Origin of the sequence: Psychrobacter cryohalolentis K5 (assembly GCF_000013905.1) — a bacterium.
Taxonomy (GTDB): domain Bacteria; phylum Pseudomonadota; class Gammaproteobacteria; order Pseudomonadales; family Moraxellaceae; genus Psychrobacter; species Psychrobacter cryohalolentis.
Genome location: NC_007969.1, coordinates 166,875 through 187,012, shown reverse-complemented (window position 1 = coordinate 187,012; position 20,138 = coordinate 166,875). Strand labels below are relative to the sequence as shown.

At 42.8% G+C, this 20,138-nt stretch carries 15 protein-coding genes; 7 read left to right on the top strand and 8 right to left on the bottom strand.

The features are described from left to right. Nucleotides 1-741 precede the first annotated feature (741 nt). Entirely contained in the window at nt 742-3,036 is a 2,295-nt protein-coding gene (locus tag PCRYO_RS00795) for a cation:proton antiporter (protein WP_011512530.1), read from the top strand. A gap of 137 nt (nt 3,037-3,173) precedes the next feature. Here the strand turns inward: PCRYO_RS00795 and tmk are convergent, their stop codons facing one another. Further along, nucleotides 3,174-3,851, bottom strand: a complete 678-nt coding sequence (tmk, locus tag PCRYO_RS00790) for a dTMP kinase (protein ID WP_011512529.1) — start codon at nt 3,849-3,851, stop codon at nt 3,174-3,176. A 111-nt stretch (nt 3,852-3,962) separates the two neighbouring features. Beyond that, a complete protein-coding gene (gene mltG, locus PCRYO_RS00785; protein WP_011512528.1) occupies nt 3,963-5,246 on the bottom strand; it encodes an endolytic transglycosylase MltG in 1,284 nt (427 codons plus the stop codon). Nucleotides 5,247-5,415: 169 nt separating this feature from the next. On the opposite strand from mltG, the gene PCRYO_RS00780 reads away from it, so the two are divergent. Together PCRYO_RS00780 and PCRYO_RS13470 are read left to right on the top strand one after the other, a co-directional pair. Next, entirely contained in the window at nt 5,416-6,075 is a 660-nt protein-coding gene (locus PCRYO_RS00780; protein WP_011512527.1) for a DpnI domain-containing protein, read from the top strand. After that, on the top strand, nt 6,020-6,178 hold the full coding sequence (locus PCRYO_RS13470) for a hypothetical protein (RefSeq protein ID WP_226939371.1): 159 nt from the start codon (nt 6,020-6,022) through the stop codon (nt 6,176-6,178). The genes PCRYO_RS00780 and PCRYO_RS13470 overlap by 56 nt, the downstream gene beginning before the upstream one ends. Nucleotides 6,179-6,217: 39 nt before the next feature. Here PCRYO_RS13470 and PCRYO_RS00775 read toward each other — a convergent pair whose 3' ends face one another. Together PCRYO_RS00775 and PCRYO_RS00770 are read right to left on the bottom strand one after the other, a co-directional pair. After that, complete coding sequence (locus tag PCRYO_RS00775; RefSeq protein WP_011512526.1) at nt 6,218-7,228, bottom strand: aminotransferase class IV; 1,011 nt, start codon at nt 7,226-7,228, stop codon at nt 6,218-6,220. A gap of 3 nt (nt 7,229-7,231) precedes the next feature. Further along, nucleotides 7,232-7,897 (bottom strand): hypothetical protein, encoded by a 666-nt coding sequence (locus tag PCRYO_RS00770; protein WP_011512525.1) that lies wholly within the window; start codon nt 7,895-7,897, stop codon nt 7,232-7,234. A gap of 428 nt (nt 7,898-8,325) precedes the next feature. Between PCRYO_RS00770 and aroE the strand changes: the two genes are divergently transcribed. Further along, nucleotides 8,326-9,192, top strand: a complete 867-nt coding sequence (gene aroE / locus PCRYO_RS00765) for a shikimate dehydrogenase (RefSeq protein WP_011512524.1) — start codon at nt 8,326-8,328, stop codon at nt 9,190-9,192. 62 nt (nt 9,193-9,254) lie between these two features. Here aroE and PCRYO_RS00760 read toward each other — a convergent pair whose 3' ends face one another. Then, complete coding sequence (locus PCRYO_RS00760) at nt 9,255-10,382, bottom strand: FUSC family protein (RefSeq protein ID WP_011512523.1); 1,128 nt, start codon at nt 10,380-10,382, stop codon at nt 9,255-9,257. 407 nt (nt 10,383-10,789) lie between these two features. Between PCRYO_RS00760 and PCRYO_RS00755 the strand changes: the two genes are divergently transcribed. After that, a complete protein-coding gene (locus PCRYO_RS00755) occupies nt 10,790-12,610 on the top strand; it encodes an acyl-CoA dehydrogenase C-terminal domain-containing protein (protein ID WP_011512522.1) in 1,821 nt (606 codons plus the stop codon). Nucleotides 12,611-12,713: 103 nt separating this feature from the next. Here PCRYO_RS00755 and PCRYO_RS00750 read toward each other — a convergent pair whose 3' ends face one another. Together PCRYO_RS00750 and ybaK are read right to left on the bottom strand one after the other, a co-directional pair. After that, nucleotides 12,714-13,088: a 5-carboxymethyl-2-hydroxymuconate Delta-isomerase gene (locus tag PCRYO_RS00750; RefSeq protein WP_011512521.1), complete on the bottom strand. Its 375-nt coding sequence runs from the start codon at nt 13,086-13,088 to the stop codon at nt 12,714-12,716. Between the two features lie 81 nt (nt 13,089-13,169). Beyond that, nucleotides 13,170-13,658: a Cys-tRNA(Pro) deacylase gene (ybaK, locus tag PCRYO_RS00745; protein WP_011512520.1), complete on the bottom strand. Its 489-nt coding sequence runs from the start codon at nt 13,656-13,658 to the stop codon at nt 13,170-13,172. Between the two features lie 247 nt (nt 13,659-13,905). Here ybaK and plsB point away from each other — a divergent pair, with 247 nt between their 5' ends. Beyond that, the gene (gene plsB, locus PCRYO_RS00740) at nt 13,906-16,698 is read left to right on the top strand and encodes a glycerol-3-phosphate 1-O-acyltransferase PlsB (RefSeq protein ID WP_011512519.1); all 2,793 of its coding nucleotides are present in this window, start codon (nt 13,906-13,908) and stop codon (nt 16,696-16,698) included. A 90-nt stretch (nt 16,699-16,788) separates the two neighbouring features. On the opposite strand, the gene ettA is transcribed toward plsB, so the two are convergent. Continuing rightward, nucleotides 16,789-18,450: an energy-dependent translational throttle protein EttA gene (gene ettA / locus PCRYO_RS00735; RefSeq protein ID WP_011512518.1), complete on the bottom strand. Its 1,662-nt coding sequence runs from the start codon at nt 18,448-18,450 to the stop codon at nt 16,789-16,791. A gap of 370 nt (nt 18,451-18,820) precedes the next feature. Here ettA and PCRYO_RS00730 point away from each other — a divergent pair, with 370 nt between their 5' ends. Next, the gene (locus PCRYO_RS00730) at nt 18,821-20,131 is read left to right on the top strand and encodes a flavin reductase family protein (RefSeq protein WP_011512517.1); all 1,311 of its coding nucleotides are present in this window, start codon (nt 18,821-18,823) and stop codon (nt 20,129-20,131) included. The last annotated feature ends 7 nt before the right edge of the window (nt 20,132-20,138 follow it).

The window sequence follows — 20,138 nt, the reverse complement described above, 5'->3', positions numbered from 1 at the left end:
CACGGCTTGGCATTTTAATTCATGATTAATAAATAGTACTTTTATCTTAGTTTATAGAGTATTTTTGCTGACTGCAGCTTAGTTTGTCATCTATTGAGCATCTATCTCAATACGGTAAGTTAACTTGAATATGCTAATTACACTATACGCTAAACCATACACTGCAAACTCAGAATCATCTGAATACGATTATGACTTGCGACGTCACTTAAGGACTTCATCGAGCTATTAGAACCACTGATCAACCATAGCTAGTGAACAACATCGTTGCAGCATTCAGTCGCTAGTTCATAACCAAAATGACTTATGCTGTCTGTCTTTTTAAGAGTCTTGTAACGCTTTGGGTGACAGTGAGCACTCAGTTATATAAAATAAAATCATGTTATGATAACCAGTAAAACACATTGAAAACAAACAAAAGTTAGCGCTGAAACTTATTAATGCTTCATTGTTTAAATTGGCTATTATTTTACCGTATCTTCTCTCTTTTGCACTTCTGGCTATTAGATCTTATATTCTAAAGCTCCGCGACTTTATCTAGAAGCGTATTCATCTTTGCTATTATTCTGTGTTTGCTACTATATAGTATACATGACTCTTGCTGTGACTCTTGCGGTAACCGTCGATAGCGACTTTTAATAGTGATGTGAATGAATCATGAACTAAAAAACCGTCTATGCTAAATGCTATAGCCTCGAATCGCTCTACAGCATGACTATATTATTATAAAAGGATTAATTTATGGATACCGCCCTATTGTTATCCGGCGTGGTTGGGATCGGCATTGCCGCCCAATGGTTGGCTTGGTATTTAAAGCAACCGTCCATTTTGTTTTTATTACTGATTGGTATTATAGTTGGTCCAGTATTAGGGGTTTTCGATCCTGACTTAGTACTCGGCGAACTGATGTTTCCCTTTATCTCACTAGGCGTAGCGATTATCTTATTTGAAGGATCGCTGACCTTGGAGTTTGAGGAGATTAAACAACACGGCTCTGTAGTACAGATGCTGGTTTCCGTCGGTGTGCTAATCACTATCGCTATCGTGTCGCTGTCGACGTATTTGCTCTTCGATATCGACCCTATTATTGCCTTGTTGTTTGGGGCACTGGTCTGCGTGACTGGTCCAACGGTCATTATGCCGTTACTGCGCAGTGTACGACCCAATAAAACCATCTCCAATATCTTAAAATGGGAAGGTATCATTATCGACCCTATCGGCGCGATTGCGGTGGTATTGGTCTATGAATATATTATCTCAGGTGGTGAAGCCAGTAGTATTTTGCTGTTTGCTAAGATTGTGGTATTGGCAGTAGCAATGGGGCTAGCTGGCGCGTGGGCATTAGCATTTTTGATGCGTCGCCATATGATTCCTGAATTTTTACGCAATGTTTTTACCCTTGCTTTTGTACTGGTGTTGTTTTCAATCTCCAACCATCTGGAACATGAATCCGGTTTATTGACGGTGACTGTACTTGGGGTTGCGCTGGCTAATTGGCCAAAATTCCCACGTGATACGATTTTAGAGTTCAATGAATCGCTCACCATCTTATTGGTGTCGGTCTTATTTATTATTCTTGCAGCGCGTGTTGAGCTGGAAAGCTTATTGAGTGTCGGCTTTGCAGGTCTCGTGCTACTAGCGATTGTAATGTTTGTCGCCCGCCCCCTATCGGTTTGGGTGTCGTCTATCGGCTCTAACCTAAAGACCAAAGAAAAACTGATGATCAGCTGGATTGGTCCGCGCGGTATCGTTGCTGCTGCCATCTCATCACTCTTTGCCATTCGTTTACAAGAGTATGATATTCAAGGGGTTGAGCTACTAGTGCCTTTGGTGTTTTTGGTCATTATTGGTACGGTGATGATTCAGGGCTTGGGCGCAAAAATGGTAGGGAACTTTTTGGGTGTCCGTGAGCCTGAAACCAACGGTATCTTGGTCGTTGGCTCAAACCCTGTCGCTTTGTTGGTTGCTACTTCGTTAAAGGATCAGGGCTTTGATGTCATCGTTGCTCATAATAACTATACCAACATCGCTAGCGCGCGCATGAGTGGCTTGCGTACTTACTTTGGCAATCCTGTCTCTGACCACGCTGACCATCATTTGGATCTCATCGGTATCGGACGTTTATTTGCCATGAGTATGGATAAAGAGCTGAATACTTTATCCGAGATTCACTATCGTCATGAGTTCGGTGAGCGCAAACTGTACCGCTTAAAGTTTAGCGATGAAAAAGTCAAAAGTGAGCGCGATGACAAGCAAGGAAACTTCCATTCGCAGTGGCTATTTGGCAAAGATGTGACCTATACCAAGCTTGCCAGTATGCTGTCCAAGAAAGCCCGTATTAAAATCACCAATATCACCGACAGCTATAGCTTTGAGCAATATAAAGCCGATAATAAGCAATTTGTGCCGCTTTATACGGTCGATAAAGAAGGCAAGCTACATGTAATTACTGACAAATTCGATGGTACGGTGCCGCGTGATCGCAAGCTTGTTTCATTGGTCGTCGATGATGACGTACAGCCAAAACCGGTCGATGTGACGCCGCAACAAGAGCAAGCGCGCGCTGCAGCTGACGCAAGCTTTGAGTCCGACTCTAAAGCGCCTGAAAAACGCCAAGAAATAGAGCTGGCGGACGATGATAGTGATGTAGAGGAAGCATCTTTGATAGATAACGACAAAGACGCTGAACAAAATCTACCTAATGATGTGTCAGCTGATGCTAGCTTAGCGTCTAATCCATCTTCAACCATGCCAACAGCATTAAATGATGAAGCAGCTAACGAAAAAATAGCAACATCTGAATCTGCCAGTACTAGTCAGGTCAATCCCGAAGTATTGCCTGCGAATCCTAATACGCCAGTAATACCTAAAACAGCCAGCAGTAATAAAAACAGTGGTAACGGTAATGGCAGTGCGCCTAAAAATAAAAACGGCTCTCTAGACCCTAACCGTTTACCGGACTCAGGCCAAGATAAAGCGGCCAAGAGTAATACTGCTGAAGTTATATTAAATAAAGATATAGGTAAAAATGATTGAGATACTGGTCATATAGCTAAAACCTAAATAAACAACGCTTAAATAGTGTTTATTAAATGCCTATCAATGAACAAAGCCCCAACTAGTTAGTTGGGGCTTTTTATTGGAGCAAGCTTATTTCTTTATGAAAATGTCTATTAAATATCCAACTTCTCTTCGATCGTCTGCCATATTCGTGCGCTGACCTCATTAGCGCTGCCTGAGGCATCAATACGCTGGATACGTTCAGGCTGCTCGCTAGCAAGGACGCTAAAACCTTGATGTACTCTGGTAAAAAATTCCGTCGCTTGCTGTTCAAAGCGGTCAGCGGCACTGCGTTTATTAGCACGTGCCATGCCTTCTAATACTGGTAGATCTAGCCACAGTGTAAGCTCGGGTAACTGCATCACAAACTGCTCGATAAGCATGTCAATTTTGGCACGGACAATCGCATCGCCATCTGCACGTCCAAAGCCTTGATAAGCAACCGTCGAGTCGGTAAAGCGGTCACATATTACCCATGTACCACGTTGCAGCGCTGGCAAAATGACTTGCTGCATATGATCACAGCGCGCAGCAAACATGAGTAGCAACTCTGTATCATCATTGATAGCGGTATTCGGGTCTAACAATATCTCGCGCAAGCGTTCAGCAAACGGACTACCACCCGGCTCGCGGGTGCGCAGATAATCAATGCCATGCGCTTGCAGACGCGCACATAGTTGCTCAATCGCCGTGGTTTTACCAACGCCTTCAGTGCCCTCAAAACTAATAAAACGCCCTTGAGTGGGCGTAGTGGTGGTTTGAGAAAACGACGCTTGTATGGATGCTGACATGATATGACCTTATGTCATTGTTGAGCGTTATCATTACTTTTATTTTTATAACGATAATGCTCAATAAATGATGGTTTTTTAAAGCAATATAAATAGCAACATGAAATAGTGTTACTGCTGCGGCGTTTGAGCTTTCTTCTCACGCATGACACCGAGATACTCTTTAACTGCTTGATTGTGCTCAGCTAGGCTATTGGTAAATTTATGCCCGCCATTGCCTGTCGCCACAAAATATAGCGCTGCGCTATCAGCAGGATGTAAGGTTGCTTCGATAGAAGCCGCTGACGGCAGTGCAATGGGTGTCGGCGGCAAACCATCGATTTGATAAGTGTTATAGCCTGTTTTTTCATCGATGTCTTTACGGCGAATATTGCCTTCATAGCGGCTGCCCATACCATAGATAATGGTAGGATCCGTCTGCATACGCATATTTTTGTTCAAGCGATTATTAAAGACGGCTGAGACCAAAGGACGCTCTGCTGCCACACTGGTTTCTTTTTCGATAATAGATGCCATTACCAGTGCCTCATAAGGAGTCTGATAAGGGAGATTTGGCGCACGGTTTTCCCATGCCTTGGTCAGCGCTTGCTGTTGGCGTTTGTACAAGTCGGTCAATACCTTCTTGTCGGTAGTGCCTTCCCCATAATAATAAGTATCAGGGGCAAACCAGCCCTCAAGATTGTGATTGACAATAGGATCATTACTATTGGCAACTGCATCCGGCAATATGCCAACCAAATCTAACGCTTCTGCGATGCTAGCATTCGTACTGTCAGCGGTCAGCACTTCTTTTTTGATGCCTTTGTTATCACGTAGCGCCTGATACAAATCTTTTGAGGTTTTGCCCTCGATAATTTGTACTTTAACCATCGCCGCTTTTACCCCTTGCCCAAGCACGTGTAGCGCTTCAGCAATAGTAGGGTTTTCCGGTAATTGGTAAATACCTGCGTGCAATGGACCATCGACTTGCGTTTTCATATAAAGCTTGGCAATCGTGGCAGAAAATAGCGGAATTTCCTGTTGCCACTGCGGTAGCAACCCGTAATAGGTCTGACCCTTTTCAATCGTCACCATTTGCTGCGGCTGTTCAATCCGACCAAATAAGGTCTGATAAACCATGACTAAGAAAAATGCAGCAATTAACCCGAGTACCAACAACACTTGATAACCGCGCTGCATAAAGAATGAAGGGTTATCGGCTTTATAATGACGTGGTTTATTATTACCACTTATGAGCGAGACATCTGTAGGCGGAACTTCCTCTACACCTGTCTCATCGACTGGCTTTGAATTCAAAGGTACCCCGTCGATACGCTCGTCAGCAGTACCTTTTTGGTCATTCGATAGCGTATCATCAGGACGTTCAGGAGGCGTTTCAGGGGTTGGCGTGCTCATGGTCACTCGCGAGGCAGAAGTTTGCTAGAATTTAGCACTGAACCGCTTATTTTTCAATGGGATTTGCTTAGCTTATCCATTAACTTAGCGTTTAAGCTCATTTATATGGCTTAATACTCATATCGCTTATTTATCACTTCAAATCTTTCCTTTAATAAGAAAACGGGCTATGAACCTAAATTTTAATCAAAGTCTTGCCAAAAAATATAAATCTGAACCTCAAAAAATTCGTGTGCTTAGCGAAGATTGGGTAGCTAAGCAAAGTTATTGTCCTAATTGTAATACCGAACCATTGGCTGCATTTACGAACGGCAAACCTGTCGCTGACTTTTATTGTGCAAACTGTGATGAGCAATACGAATTAAAAAGTAAGAAGGCTAAATTAAGTAACATTATTAATGATGGCGCTTATGCCACCATGATTGAACGTATCAATAGCAAGGATAATCCCAGCTTTTTCTTTTTGACCTACTCTCAAGAATATAGGGTTAATAACTTCTTAATCATTCCCAAACAATTCTTCAAGCCCGACATGATTATAAAACGCAAACCGTTATCCGTTACTGCCAAACGTGCGGGCTGGGTTGGCTGTAATATTGACTTGCGCAAAGTGCCCGAATCAGGAAAAGTATTTTTAGTCAAAGACCAGCAGGTCATACCACGAGATAATGTCACTGAGCAATTTCAAAAAACCTTATTTTTACGTACACAATCTATCGCCTCACGCGGCTGGACACTAGATATACTGCAATGTATTGATAAGCTAGAGGCTAATTTCTCTCAATCAGGTTTATGCGTTTGCCGACTTATTAAAACTCAAATATCCTGAAAACAACCACATTAAAGATAAAATCCGTCAGCAATTACAAATATTACGCGATAGAGGCATTATTAAGTTTTTGGGTCGTGGTCATTATCAAAAATTATATTAAACGCTTTTCGTTATAACGCTCAGCTCTAGGCTGCCCTTTTTAAATATGATTAAATCGCTTAAAACTCACTATTTCACCCGACAGTAACGTCAGACTGGTCATTGGCATAATACCGCGTAACGCATTGCAAAAGAACAGCTGCTGAAGCTGTGGCAAATCCTTATCTTGTAATGACCGCACAACAACTGGATATTTCGTCGTAGATAACTCATCAATAATTACTTGCCGCATCACCCCAGCGACGCCCGATTGTGCCATTGATGACGTATACCATTGACCTTGGGTTAAATAATTTGCGTTGCCTTTAGCAGCCTTGTTTTTATCAGCACTATCTTTATCATCATTAGCCGTATTTATCATCTCTGAAGATGGCGACTCTACCAGTCGGCAATCAGATAATTGATAAAACATATTGCTCATCGTGCCCTCAACCCAGCACCCAGTCATATCACGTAACAAGCCCTCACCAATATCTTGCGAGCCATTAGAGTTTAATGAACGAGCTTTGATATCCTGCAACTCTGCACTCGCCAACACATTATCAAGACGATTTAGACTTTTGAGTCCAGCAAGAGACGACGGCAGACAAGCGATTTGCGAAGATAAACAAACAGCAGTGCTCATAGGCTGCATCGGAACAAAAATACCATCAGCTAACGGCAATGGCTCAGTAGTGCTAACCTTCATCGCCAAGGATTTTAGCCAAATCTCACATGTGCTACCGCACTCACTTGGCGTATAGCCATAACCACGGATATCTTGCGCGGCGCGTGTGATGACAAGCTTTAGCATACCTTGTTGTAGCTGCTGCGCATGCATTTGCAAGATAGATAATAAAGAGCAGTGGTCTAAATCAAGCTGCAAGGCTTTGGCATGAGAGATGAGACGCTGATGATGATACTCCGCCCACAGTATCTGCCCATTGATAACGCCCATGGTGGTAAAAAAACCATCGGCGTATGCCAAGCCGCGATTGTCTAATGAGGCGGTACTGGCTGTGGTCTGCTTGTCTAATGCCGTTAAACAAACCCAGCTATTTGATGGCTGCATGGCTTACTGATTTTTTTGGCTAGCAGACTTATTGATAACCAGCATACAGCTATAAAACTCACATTTTGCCAGCTCTACTTTTTGCCCACCGATGACTTTATTTTTGATAATTTGACCGCTTAGCATATCAGCCACCAGCTTACCGCCCTCATCACCCATTAATTGACGAGCAAGTTGGTAGGATTTTTTGGCATGACCTTGACTCAGCTCTTTTTCTTTATCCGAGTCGGTAGGATTGGCAAAATACCAACCAAGCTCGAGATATTTTTCAGAATCGATAAGATCTAAATAAGGTGCTTCGGTATTCATAAAGCGGTATTTGGACGCAGGATTACTGGCATAATCCAAGCTATTTTCATCGGTGCTGACCACTTTACCAAGTGTTGATTTGATATCGTCTAGTTGATCGACACGAAGCGGCTCAACTTTCTTAGGACCCCATGACGCGACATCATATTTGACTGGGGTGCCCTCTTGCGCGGTAGCGCCATCTAAATCAGCATTTGGCGCAGGGTCTTTTGGTTTTGGTGTATCGGAGACGGTCTGCTTGTCAGCACTTACTTCCTCTGTTGATACTTCGCTGCTTTTATTGTTATCACAGGCGCTTAACGACACGCCAACTGCCATTATCGTACTGACCATAAGGGTCTGTAGGGTGTTATTCCACATGGGCAACTTACTCACACTTTAAGATAGTTCTGAAAATGGTATTAACAAGCAGCTAGGTATGCCGCTGATAATGAATAGTGTCTGTTATTGAAGTCTTGCTATCACTGAATTTTATACATACGCTTTTTCTATTTAAATATTCTATAAATCACATTAAAAAAGCACAGGGAAAAATAATATGGTTACTTTTTCATGCTCTCTAGTTTACCCAACTGCTTAGCGCTTGACCACCCTTTACCTTACGGATAACACTCGCAGAGAGTACAGATTTGTTAAGATGCTAACGTCATAAAAATTCATCCCGACTCAGCTAGTTATATCCATAGCTTCAGGTTTGTCAAACGGTGCGTTATCCCTTATGATAAGTACGCTTTGATACCCTTACTCTATCACCCTTACTTATGCCCTGTACCGCCAGTGGAGCCTTTATGACCCAGCATTTTATTGTTATTGGTAATCCAATTGCCCACAGCAAGTCTCCTGAAATCCATACGTTATTTGGTACGCAAGCAGGGCTTGATATCTGTTATCAGCGTCAATATTGCCCTGATGACGCAGCAAGCTTTACAGCAGTGATTGAGGCATTCTTTCATGGTGGCGGCGTCGGTGCCAATGTGACTGTACCCTTTAAACAGATCGCTTATGAGTGCTGTGCAGCGCGAGGTGGCTTATCTGAGCATGCCAAAGTCGCTGGCGCGGTCAATACATTATTATTAAATAAAGCTCTGCTAGCAAAAGGTGTACCGCCAGTAGAGGCGTTATTTGGTGACAATACTGATGGTCAAGGATTGGTCAATCATATGCAGCGTTTAGGCTGGCCATTGAATGGTGCACGCGTGGCAATCATTGGGGCAGGCGGTGCAGCGCGCGGCGTGGTATTGCCGCTGATAGAGGCTGGTATTGAAACGCTGAGTATCGCCAATCGTACAGTGAGTAAGGCAGAAATTTTAGTCGATGAACTTAGCACCGCAAGCGAAAAGATAAATCAACATACTATTCAGACCTATGCGACGGCTGATTTAAGTGGCGACTTTGATATCATTATCAATGCCACATCCATCGGACTATCAGGTGAAACCTTGCCACTAACCGATAAGCTAAACTGCCAATATGCTTACGATATGATGTATGGACGTGAGCTGCCATTTTTACAACATTTTTCTATCCGTGGTGCTCAGACATCGGATGGTTACGGCATGCTAATCGGGCAAGCGGCGTTAAGTTTTGAGCGTTGGACAGGACGCGCTATTGATGTTGCGCAAGCGACTACCGCATTAGAAAACGTATCAACATAATAAACGGTGCACGAGTGCAGCTATCATCTATCTAAATGACAAAAACGATCTACGTTTTTATACTAGCCAAATCGTGTCAGCAGCCATTTTTCTATACGGCGCAGCGGTACACGCAAATTCGTTGAATGCATGACAACCCCGCCACCAAGACCCACCATACAACCAAGTAGTGTATCCAACAAGCGTGTGTGCGTGACCTCTTGATAGACCGCTGACGTAAGCGGTAACCCACTGCCATATTCTGCAATGAATATCGTCAGTGGTGTGATAAATACAACGGCTAGTCCATAATGACGATCTACCAAGGATTCAATACAAAGCATCATAACCAATATTGAAATAGCGATACCCCATATCGACAGACCCCAAGATAGCATCCAACTCGCCAGACCCGCGCCCACCAATGTCCCTAGTAAACGATGTAGTTGCTTAATCCACATCGTCCGTAAGTGGATACCCTGAATGATCAGAAAACAGCTAACCGCTGCCCAGTACGGATTAGACATATTTAGCATTAAGGGAATCAAGAGCGCTAAACTGACAAAACCCGCGACAATAATGCTTTCACTAATGGTATCAGGCTCATAGCTATAAGTTGGTGTCGGCGTAGCAGGACGCGTCGCTAATAAAAATAGTGAATACAGCAGCCCCATGATTAAGGCAAAGCCACTGCCCAGCATCACAAGCCCAGTGGCTGACATGATTTTCTCTAATGGCAGTGGTATAAATAATGCTAGCGCCCCAGCCATCATCACAAACAAGCCAGCTGGCGGCGGCTGGCGATAATAACGTCCAAACATAACCACACCAAAGGCTATCAGCATAAACACTGGCAGCCTAAGAATAGGCACTTGCTGTGCTGCCAAGCCGAATGCAAAGCATAACGACATGGCAAAGCCCCATGCCATCAAAGTCACTAAACGATAAGGCAGCTTGCCTATTAAAGGCAAATTCAAGATGACCATTGCCCCCAAAGACGCCTTGATACCTGATGGCAAAGCCTCAAAGTAAGCGCCCACAAATACGGGGAAACTGATGGTAATGGCAGCGATAATGGGCATATGCCATGGTCTCTTGCTTTGATTGACGGTGAGCAAATGAGCAAGCTCACCATCTATCAAAAACTTCAGGCGAGTCAATAATAGTGTCAGCCAATACACCCGCTTTGCCTTGGACTTTGGTGCGCTCATACAAGGCCTTCCTTATATCGTAAATGCATTAGAATAATGGGCTTACCGTTCGCCTTGATCATACGGTTATTCTTATTATAGATAATGGCTTAGCAAAATATGAGGTTAAAAAGCTCATTGACACAATAATAACTTAATGTTGTAATTATACTAATAAACTATGAATATTAGTTATTAGTTATATATTTGTCGCTATATAAGATTTATACTGCATCAATGCGTAACGACTGTTTTTTATCAAGGATAACTTAACAGTTTCCAAAATAGACAAGCTAGCCTTAACATATCCACCCATTGACTCAAGATATTCTCTGTTTTTATTCCAAATAATTAAAATCGTTTCCATAAACTCTGGCTTAAAAACTAAGTCAACCGTCTATGATAGCGAACAACTAAAGAGAACGACTATGTTAACTTACAAAGCACCTTTACGTGATATCAAGTTTTTAATTAATGATGTATTTGACTACCAAACGCATTATAAAGATTTGGATAATGGCGAAAATGCAGATCCTGAAACCGTTGATATGATTCTTCAAGGGATGGCAGATTTTGCTGAAAACGTTTTGGCACCTTTATATCAGCCAGCGGATGAAGAAGGTTGTCATTTTGAGAATGGTGTGGTGACTACGCCTAAAGGCTTTAAAGAAGCATATCAGCAGTTTGTTGATGGTGGCTGGCAAGGTATTTCTTACCCTGAAGAATATGGCGGTATGAACTTACCGACCTCATTGAACCTTATCAAAGCTGAAATGATCGGTACGGCTAACTGGCCTTGGGCAATGTATCCTGGTTTATCAACCGGCTGTATCAATACCATTATGCAGTATGGTACGGATGAGCAAAAAGAGACGTATCTACATAAATTGGTCGAAGGCTCTTGGGCAGGCACTATGTGTCTAACTGAGCCACAATGTGGTACAGACTTGGGTCAAGTAAAGTCAAAAGCTATTCCACAAGACGACGCCAGCTATAAGCTTAGCGGTACTAAGATCTTCATCTCAAGTGGCGAGCATGACTTAACTGAAAACATTATTCATATCGTTTTAGCCCGTCTACCGGATGCACCAGAAGGCACCCGCGGTATTTCATTGTTTATCGTACCGAAATTTTTGCCAAATGCTGAAGGCGAAATTGGCGAGCGCAATGGCGTCTCTTGTGGATCTATTGAACACAAAATGGGCATCAGCTCATCAGCGACTTGTGTCCTAAACTTTGATGATGCCGTTGGTTACTTAATTGGTGAGCCGAACAAAGGTCTAAAAGCCATGTTCACCTTTATGAACACTGCCCGTATTGGTACTGGTATCCAAGGTCTGGCGCACACTGAATTGTCATTCCAAAACGCCCTACCATATGCCAAAGATCGTCGTTCAATGCGTACTTTATCAGGCACGAAAGATCCTGAAAAAGTTGCTGATGCGATTATTCATCATGCTGACGTACGCCGTATGCTATTGACCCAAAAAGCTTTTGCTGAAGGCGGTCGCTCAATGATTTATCATTCAGCACGCTATGCAGATAAAATGGCACAAGGCATCATCAATGGCGATGATGAGGAGTTTGAAAAATGGGATGATAAGCTTGGCTTCTATACGCCTATCCTAAAAGGCTTCTTGACTGAGCTAGGTATTGAAGCAGCCAAACACGGTCAGCAAGTCTATGGCGGTCATGGCTATATCAAAGAATGGGGTATGGAGCTGATCGCTCGTGATGCTCGTATCGCGACTATGTACGAAGGTACGACTGGTATCCAAGCATTGGATCTATTAGGTCGTAAAGTTATCTTGCAGTCTAAAGGTAAAATCATTCGCGATTACACTTCAAGCATCATGAAATGGTGTGGCGAGTATGCCTTAGACAAAGACATGCGCAAGTTTGTTTGGGCATTGACTAAGCTGTGTGCTGAATGGAACACTCTGACAGTACGCTTGATGTTGATGGCACGTAAAGACCGTGAAATCATCTCAGCAGCATCTGATGATTTCTTAATGTACTCAGGCTATGTGATGATGGGCTACCACTGGGCACGTATGGCAGCGGTTGCGTATGACAAGCTTGAAAATGGCGGTACAGAATCACCAGAGTTTTACAAAGCCAAAATCCAAACGGCAGAATTCTATTTTGATAAGCTGTTACCACGTACTTCAGGTCACGCCGAAGGCATGGTTGCACCAAGCAGCAGCATGACAGCAATGGACATTGATAACTTTGCTTTCTTAGACTAGAATTGATTAAAAGCTAGTCTAAGACTGTTATAAATAAAAAAGCGCTTAGTTAAATAACTAGGCGCTTTTTTATACTGTATTAGCAAGTAACTAATAAATTCAGTTACGCATTTAACATTTTCTTATGATACACCGCGCTAATCTCTTCAACCTCTACGCATACTTGTAACGATGCGCGTCCTGATTGCTCAGCACCCAGCGTTTGCTCTATAGTAGTCACCAATTGCTCAGCAAGCTGATTACGGATACTTATATCACGACCGCTCATGATTTTCAGATGTGCATAAATAAAGCCATTGACTTGCTCATCATCTTCAACGCCCACTAAAAACGTTTCAACACGAATAATGCGCGCTTTAATATCTGTTGCTTTACCAAAGTGTCCACTGTCCCACAGGATCTTATTCAATGCTTTGAGGAATGATTCTTCGTGAGCAATACTGACATTGGGTGTCACTTGAATGGTTAAATGCGGCATGATTATATCCTTATACAATACGGGTAAAAAACGAAAAGTGAATAGCTTCGCAAAGCTAATGTATCTGACAATCAGCCGTTTTCAATCATCGGTAATAGAGGCAAAGCGAGCCGTAAGTGTCGTCGCTAATTGTGCTGGCGGCAGTTCAATCTCTAGACCACGGCGACCACCGCTCACATAGATGGTTGAATGTGTTTGCGCTGACTCATCTATAACAGTTGGCAAGCGTTTTTTTTGTCCCAATGGACTGACACCGCCTAATACATAGCCGGTACTACGCTCGACCTGTTTAGGATCTGCCATTTGGACTTTTTTGCAGGCCAGCATTTTATTAACAGATAGCGCCTTAGCCATTTTTTTAAAGTTTAAGGTTTTATCCACTGGCAAGATAGCAACAGCGAGCACATCTGTATCGGTCAATACGACCAAGGTTTTAAAAACCTGTGTCACGTCAACACCCAGCTTTTCGGCCGCTTCTAACCCAAAAGAGGCAGCGTTACTGTCATGAATATATTCATGTAATCGATAATCAAGACCACGTTGTTTGGCGAGATTGATAGCTGGCGTCATAATATTCTCACTGAATTAAGTGACGTTAATGAGTAAGCAGAAATACAATATAGTATATCTTGTACAAAACTATTTTTACCCTAAATACTTTACTTTTCAAATCATTGAATAGCTTATGCAGCGCGTATCTTACTGCACAGTAACCAGAGCTTATTAATATTGGTAGTATCTACAGACACTATATATCGCTTTGATGGCTTTTATGGCATTATAAGGGCAATATATTTGACTAATTTTGATACCGATTATGATACCGAAGTTCTTAAAAAAACGGATTTTTAAAGCACCAGTGGTCAGCGGTAATACGCCAGCCACTGAACCGTCAGACACGCCACAAATTGATGGCAGCCCTATTGTACCCACGCCTTATACTAATGCCCCAATTAATCAATTGTACCGTAAAATCTCGGGACAGATGCTAGATGTGGCGGTAAAACCAAAGCTTTTAGGTGAGTTACCTGAGTTTGATCAGGATGATCAGACGTTAAGATTTTATGTGCTGCAAGATTATTCGCGCTCCAACAGTATTTTGATTGACCTGCAAACGCAAGAACATAAATTACCGCCAGCATTGGTTGGGGTAAATGACAGTGCTCATAATATCAAAGAAAATGCTGCCATTATATTTTTACATCACCCCCATGCTAAAGAAAACCAACTATCACCGCGCCTATCACGTCTGGTCTCTGCTGTTTTGCAGTATCCAGAATTAAAAGTACGCTTGGTACCAGTATCTATCCTCTGGGGACGCGCGCCTGAAAAAGAGGATTCTTTATTTAAACTGCTAACGGCTGATAACTGGCAAGATCCTAGCATTACCAAACAGTTATTTAATATCGGTGTGATGGGACGCGATACTTTTATACAGTTCCATCCTCCGCAAGATTTGCGAACCCTTATTAATAACAGCCTTCAGGGCGATGATGATGAGCCTACTGACTTAAATTCCGTTATCTTTGAATCTACTACTCTTGATACGAATGCCAGTGATGCTACAGATAGCGCCACTGAAAATACAATCGGTGTAGCGCCAAATTATACTGTGGTAGCTGCGGCTGATGGCAATCGTGAGCTTGTACGCTCATTGCAGCAGCAGCTTAATATTTATTTGGACAAACAACGCGCCAGTATGCTCGGTCCTGACTTATCAGACAGACGTAACTTAGTAGATAAGCTGGTTTACTCACCTGCCATTAAACATGCAATAGAGGCAGAAGCAGCAGAGACCGGTACTAGCCCTCGAGAAGCGCGACTACTTGCAAAGAGCTACGCTAATGAGATGGTCAATGATTACTCACATGCCATCATCCGCGGTTTTTATAAATTTTTAACGTGGTTATGGACGCAACTGTATGATGGTGTAGAAGTCCATCACTTCGAGCGTGTACGTGAACTGGCAGCAGATTATGAGCTGGTATATGTACCTTGTCATCGTAGCCATGTTGACTACCTACTACTGTCTTATGTCATTTATAAACGCGGCTTGAGTATTCCTTATGTCGCTGCGGGTGACAACTTAGATGTGCCAGTTTTAGGTCCAATATTACGCGGTGCAGTGGCTTTTTATATACGTCGTAGTTTCCGTGGTAATGCGCTTTATACCGCAGTTTTACGTGAGTACATGCACACGCTTATTACTCGTAATACGCCGATTGAATACTTTATCGAAGGCGGGCGCTCACGCTCAGGACGTTTGCTACCACCGAAAATGGGTATGCTAGCAATGACAGTGCACAGCCAATTGCGTCAGAGTAACAAGCCAGTGGTCTTTATTCCGACTTATATCGGTTATGAGCGCATCATGGAAGGTGGCACCTATATCGGTGAGCTAAAAGGTAAGCCAAAAGAGTCTGAATCATTACTTGGACTCCTCAAAGTCGGTCGCAAGATTGAACGTATTTTTGGCAATGTGCACTTAAGTTTTGGTACACCGCTACATCTAACCGATTTTATGGCCAAATTTGATGTACCAGAAAACAGCTTACCTGCTGATCGCACCGATACGCCGCTCGATGATAAAGCCAGCGCCATGGTTGATAATATCGGTGTCAAAGTCATGCAGCATATCAATAAAGCAGCAGTGGTTACTCCGGTATCCTTGCTGTCACTGGTGTTACTATCTGCACCAAAATCGGCGCTCGATGAAGATATTTGCCGCGAGCAAATTGCCCTTTATCAAGGCTTGGCTCAACAGCTGCCGTATTCAAGTGATACGGTCGTTACCGACATGTCACCGCAGCAAATTATTGATTACGGTATTAAGCTTAAGCTTATTGAACGTATCCCTCATATCTTGGGTGATATTATCCAGATTGCAGGTAAACAAGCAGCACTGCTGAGTTATTTCCGTAATAATATCTTGCATGTCTTTATTCTCCTGTCTTTCTTAGCGGCTTTAGTTGCCCGTAATGGTCGTATCGAACGTAGCCGTCTAGACAATATCGCCATGCAGCTCTATCCATTTTTACAAAGCGAGCTATTCTTATATTATCCTGCGCATGGTTTGGCGGATACCCTGAACAAAAAAGTTGACAGTCTGATTGCTCATGGTTTGATTGTAGAATTGGGCGATGGCATGCTCAGCGTCCCTGAAGCTAATAGCAGATGCTACCAACAGCTACAAGTACTTGCCACGCCGGTTGAACAAAGCCTTGAACGCTACTTTATGACCTTGGCTCTACTCGCTCAGCAAGGCTCAGGCAACTTGACCGAAAACGAAGTAGTTGATTTATGTCATCTGCTTGGTCAGCGTTTATCAGTGCTATACGCTGATGATATTCCTGACTTCTTTGATCGCGCATTATTCACCAGTTTCCTCGGTGCATTGACTCGTTTGGATTATCTGCAAAAAGATGCAGAAACTGGCATCTTAACCTTTGATCAACGTATCAATGATATTGCTCATCATGCAAAATATGTACTGAGACCTGAAATGATGCAAATCTTGCATCAAGTTGCCAGTCTGAATGAAGAAGAGATTGCCCATGCTATTACTGAGATTAGTAATAAAAAGCAGCGGAAATTTGGGCGTAAGCGTTAACTTTTAATCAATTCTATGATGCATAAAAAAGACCTCTAATAATTAGAGGTCTTTTTATTACTTTACATTTGAAATTTCTGAGTAGCTATCTTAAGTTGAAATCTTTTTATACTTCATACGCTTAGGATTGGCATCATCACCCATCGTCTTTTTACGATACGTTTCAAACTCAGAATAGTTACCATCGAACCAAACTGGACCTTCATCTTCAAACGCCAAGATATGAGTCGCGATACGGTCAAGGAACCATCGATCATGCGATACGACCATGACAGTACCTGGGAAGACCTGAATCGCATCTTCTAACGCACGTAAGGTTTCGATGTCCAAATCGTTTGATGGTTCATCAAGGAGCAATACGTTTGCGCCTTGCTTCAAGGTCTTAGCTAACTGCAAGCGGTTACGCTCACCACCAGACAATTGACCGACGTGCTTTTGCTGGTCTGAACCTTTGAAGTTAAAGCGACCAATATAAGCGCGGCTTGGCGTCGTATAGTCGCCAACGGTAATAATATCAAGCCCGTCAGAGATTTCTTCCCAAACCGTTTTGCTGTCATCTAAATTGTCGCGTACCTGACCAACATAAGCAACTTTGACACTTTCACCTAAATCGACTGAGCCTGTATCTGGCGTATCGCGTTCGGTAATCATGTTAAATAGGGTGGTTTTACCCGCACCATTTGGGCCAATAATACCAACAATGGCACCAGCTGGGACGTTAAAGCTAAGGTTTTCATAAAGTAAACGGTCACCAAATGACTTGGAGATATCGTTGACTTCGATGACTTTATTACCCAAACGAGGACCCGGTGGAATATAAATCTCAGAGGTCTCATTACGCTTCTGGAACTCTTGTGAGTTCAATTCTTCAAAACGCTGCACGCGAGATTTGGACTTAGCTTGTTGACCTTTTTGGTTTTTACGAATCCAATCCAGCTCTTTTTTCAACGCTTTAGCAAACGATTCTTCTTGCTTATTCTGCTGCTCTAGACGAGTGTTCTTTTGCTCTAGCCACTCAGTATAGTTGCCTTCATACGGATAGCCATGACCGCGGTCAAGCTCCAAAATCCACTGAGCGACATTATCCAAGAAATAACGGTCATGGGTAATGGCAACGATAGTACCGCTATAGTTCTGCAGGAACTGCTCTAACCATGCCACGGACTCAGCGTCCAAATGGTTGGTTGGTTCGTCAAGTAATAACATATCAGGGCGTGATAAGAGCAAACGACATAGTGCCACACGGCGTTTTTCACCACCAGACAGTTTACTGACATCCGCATCCCAAGGTGGCAGACGAAGTGCATCAGCCGCTTTTTCAAGCTGGGTATTTAAGTTATGCGCATCCCATGCTTGGATGATGTCTTCCATCTTACCTTGTTCTTCAGCAAGCTTGTCAAAATCAGCATCAGGTTCAGCATATTCCGCATAAATGGCATCAAGACGAGCAAGCGCATCTAACGCCTCACGCATACCGTCTTCGACGTTACCACGGACATCTTTGCTGTCATCGAGCTGCGGTTCCTGCGGCAAATAACCAATTTTGGTACCCGTTTGCGCACGAGCTTCACCACTAAATTCAGTATCCACGCCCGCCATGATGCGTAGCAAGGTTGATTTACCTGAACCATTGATACCCAAAACACCAATTTTGGCGCCAGGGAAAAACGATAGGTTGATGTTCTTTAAGATTTCACGCTTAGGTGGAACAAGTTTTGACACGTTGTTCATCGTGTAAATATATTGAGCCATTAACACTCCGATAGACTGCATAAAAGAGGCAAACAAACAGACTTAGCAATACTACCAAGTAAGCTGCACCTCAAAATCAGGGGTATTCATTGACTGTCATTATCGCATTGTGATGAAGCCCCTGCAAGCTAACTGGCTGTTTTACCGCTTGTTTCATACCTTTTGACACAAAGCTGAGCGCATTTTATATAAAAGCTTCTATTAAAATTATCATTCAGCTTACTGATGTATCTTTCTTATTCATGGCAGTTTTATAAAAACCACAAAAAACAGCATTAAACATTTCGCAAAATTAATCAATAGACGATATTATATTAGCTAATCTTAATAAAATAGCTTTGTAAAAACGGCTTGATAGAAAAGGTACTCCATGACGACTGGCTATCGCCCTGAACTAATCCAACGCGTGTTTATTGATTTCATCAGTACGCGGCTGCACCCCTTTTGGTCATTAACTGTGCCTAAATTGCGTCTTATAGCACGCCGTACACTCAGTAATGACTTGATAGCGCTACAATTTGAGCCTAACCGCGCCTTTAAGCAGCAAGCTTTTAGTTCAGGTAATAGCTCACACAATGGTTGGCATGGCGGACAGCATATTAATTTAAGCATACTGATTGATGGTGTTTATCATCAACGCCACTATTCATTGGTTGGTCTAGCGCAGCAACCATTATGGTGGCATGAGGACGGCGATAAAAATTCTAATCGAAATCAAGATAGCCTTGATAAAAACGGCTTTGATAGAGATCGCCTTGATGAAAAGTCGCAACCGCAAACTATTGTCTCTACGATAACTATTGCTGTTAAGCCGCAAGGTCTAGTATCAGATTATCTAAGTAAACGTGCAGCACTGGGTGTTATATTTAATAGCAGTTTACCCAGTGGCGAATTTACTCTAGCTCATACAGCGTTAGCACAGCAAGCAAGTCAAATAAGCGAACCCTTATCCCTTACCTCTACACCACTGCCACTATTGTTCATCGCTAGCGGCAGTGGTATTACGCCAATGCTAGGTTTGATTACGCAGGCGCTGCAAAATGGACATCCAGTAACGCTGCTACATTACAATTGTACAACCTTCTATAAGTCCCCATTGCAAGATCAATGGCAGCAGTTAGCTACTAAATATCCAACGTTCATTTATCATCTTATTAATACGGAAGACCCCAATACTTATCTTGCCGGCTCGCGACATTTGAGCGTAGAAACTTTAATAGCATTAAAATTACCGCTGATGGATACACAGATATTTGCCTGTGGTTCGCCGGCGTTGTTAGCGGGTTTGTACCGCGCTTGCGATGAGATTAATTTGCCAGATAACAAGCAGCTGTGTGACAACATTACGATAGAGAGCTTTAGTGCCATAGAAAGCTTAGATTATATGTTTTCTACTATAGATAAAGCAGACGAAGAAGCCGTTACTAGCGAAGAAAAAACCATTTATTTACGTGGACGGCAACGACAATATAACAGTAGTACGACATTACTATTAGGTGCTGAGAGCGCTGGTATTCGAATGAGCCACGGCTGCAGACAAGGTATCTGTCAGCTGTGTCGCTGTAATAAGATCAGCGGTAGAGTCAAAAACATTCAAACCGGTAAGATAAGTAATGATGGATATGAGTCTATTCAAACCTGCATTAATGTACCAATGACTGATGTCATATTGGATATTTAAAAAATAC

Coding starts and splice junctions, on each gene's coding strand:
- ybaK (WP_011512520.1), bottom strand. CDS start 13,658: ATGACGCCAGCTATCAATCTCGCCAAACAACGTGGTCTTGATTATCGA.
- PCRYO_RS00750 (WP_011512521.1), bottom strand. CDS start 13,088: ATGCCGCATTTAACCATTCAAGTGACACCCAATGTCAGTATTGCTCAC.
- tmk (WP_011512529.1), bottom strand. CDS start 3,851: ATGTCAGCATCCATACAAGCGTCGTTTTCTCAAACCACCACTACGCCC.
- PCRYO_RS00795 (WP_011512530.1), top strand. CDS start 742: ATGGATACCGCCCTATTGTTATCCGGCGTGGTTGGGATCGGCATTGCC.
- aroE (WP_011512524.1), top strand. CDS start 8,326: ATGACCCAGCATTTTATTGTTATTGGTAATCCAATTGCCCACAGCAAG.
- PCRYO_RS00780 (WP_011512527.1), top strand. CDS start 5,416: ATGAACCTAAATTTTAATCAAAGTCTTGCCAAAAAATATAAATCTGAA.
- mltG (WP_011512528.1), bottom strand. CDS start 5,246: ATGAGCACGCCAACCCCTGAAACGCCTCCTGAACGTCCTGATGATACG.
- PCRYO_RS00775 (WP_011512526.1), bottom strand. CDS start 7,228: ATGCAGCCATCAAATAGCTGGGTTTGTTTAACGGCATTAGACAAGCAG.
- PCRYO_RS00730 (WP_011512517.1), top strand. CDS start 18,821: ATGACGACTGGCTATCGCCCTGAACTAATCCAACGCGTGTTTATTGAT.
- PCRYO_RS00760 (WP_011512523.1), bottom strand. CDS start 10,382: ATGAGCGCACCAAAGTCCAAGGCAAAGCGGGTGTATTGGCTGACACTA.
- PCRYO_RS00755 (WP_011512522.1), top strand. CDS start 10,790: ATGTTAACTTACAAAGCACCTTTACGTGATATCAAGTTTTTAATTAAT.
- PCRYO_RS00770 (WP_011512525.1), bottom strand. CDS start 7,897: ATGTGGAATAACACCCTACAGACCCTTATGGTCAGTACGATAATGGCA.
- ettA (WP_011512518.1), bottom strand. CDS start 18,450: ATGGCTCAATATATTTACACGATGAACAACGTGTCAAAACTTGTTCCA.
- plsB (WP_011512519.1), top strand. CDS start 13,906: ATGATACCGAAGTTCTTAAAAAAACGGATTTTTAAAGCACCAGTGGTC.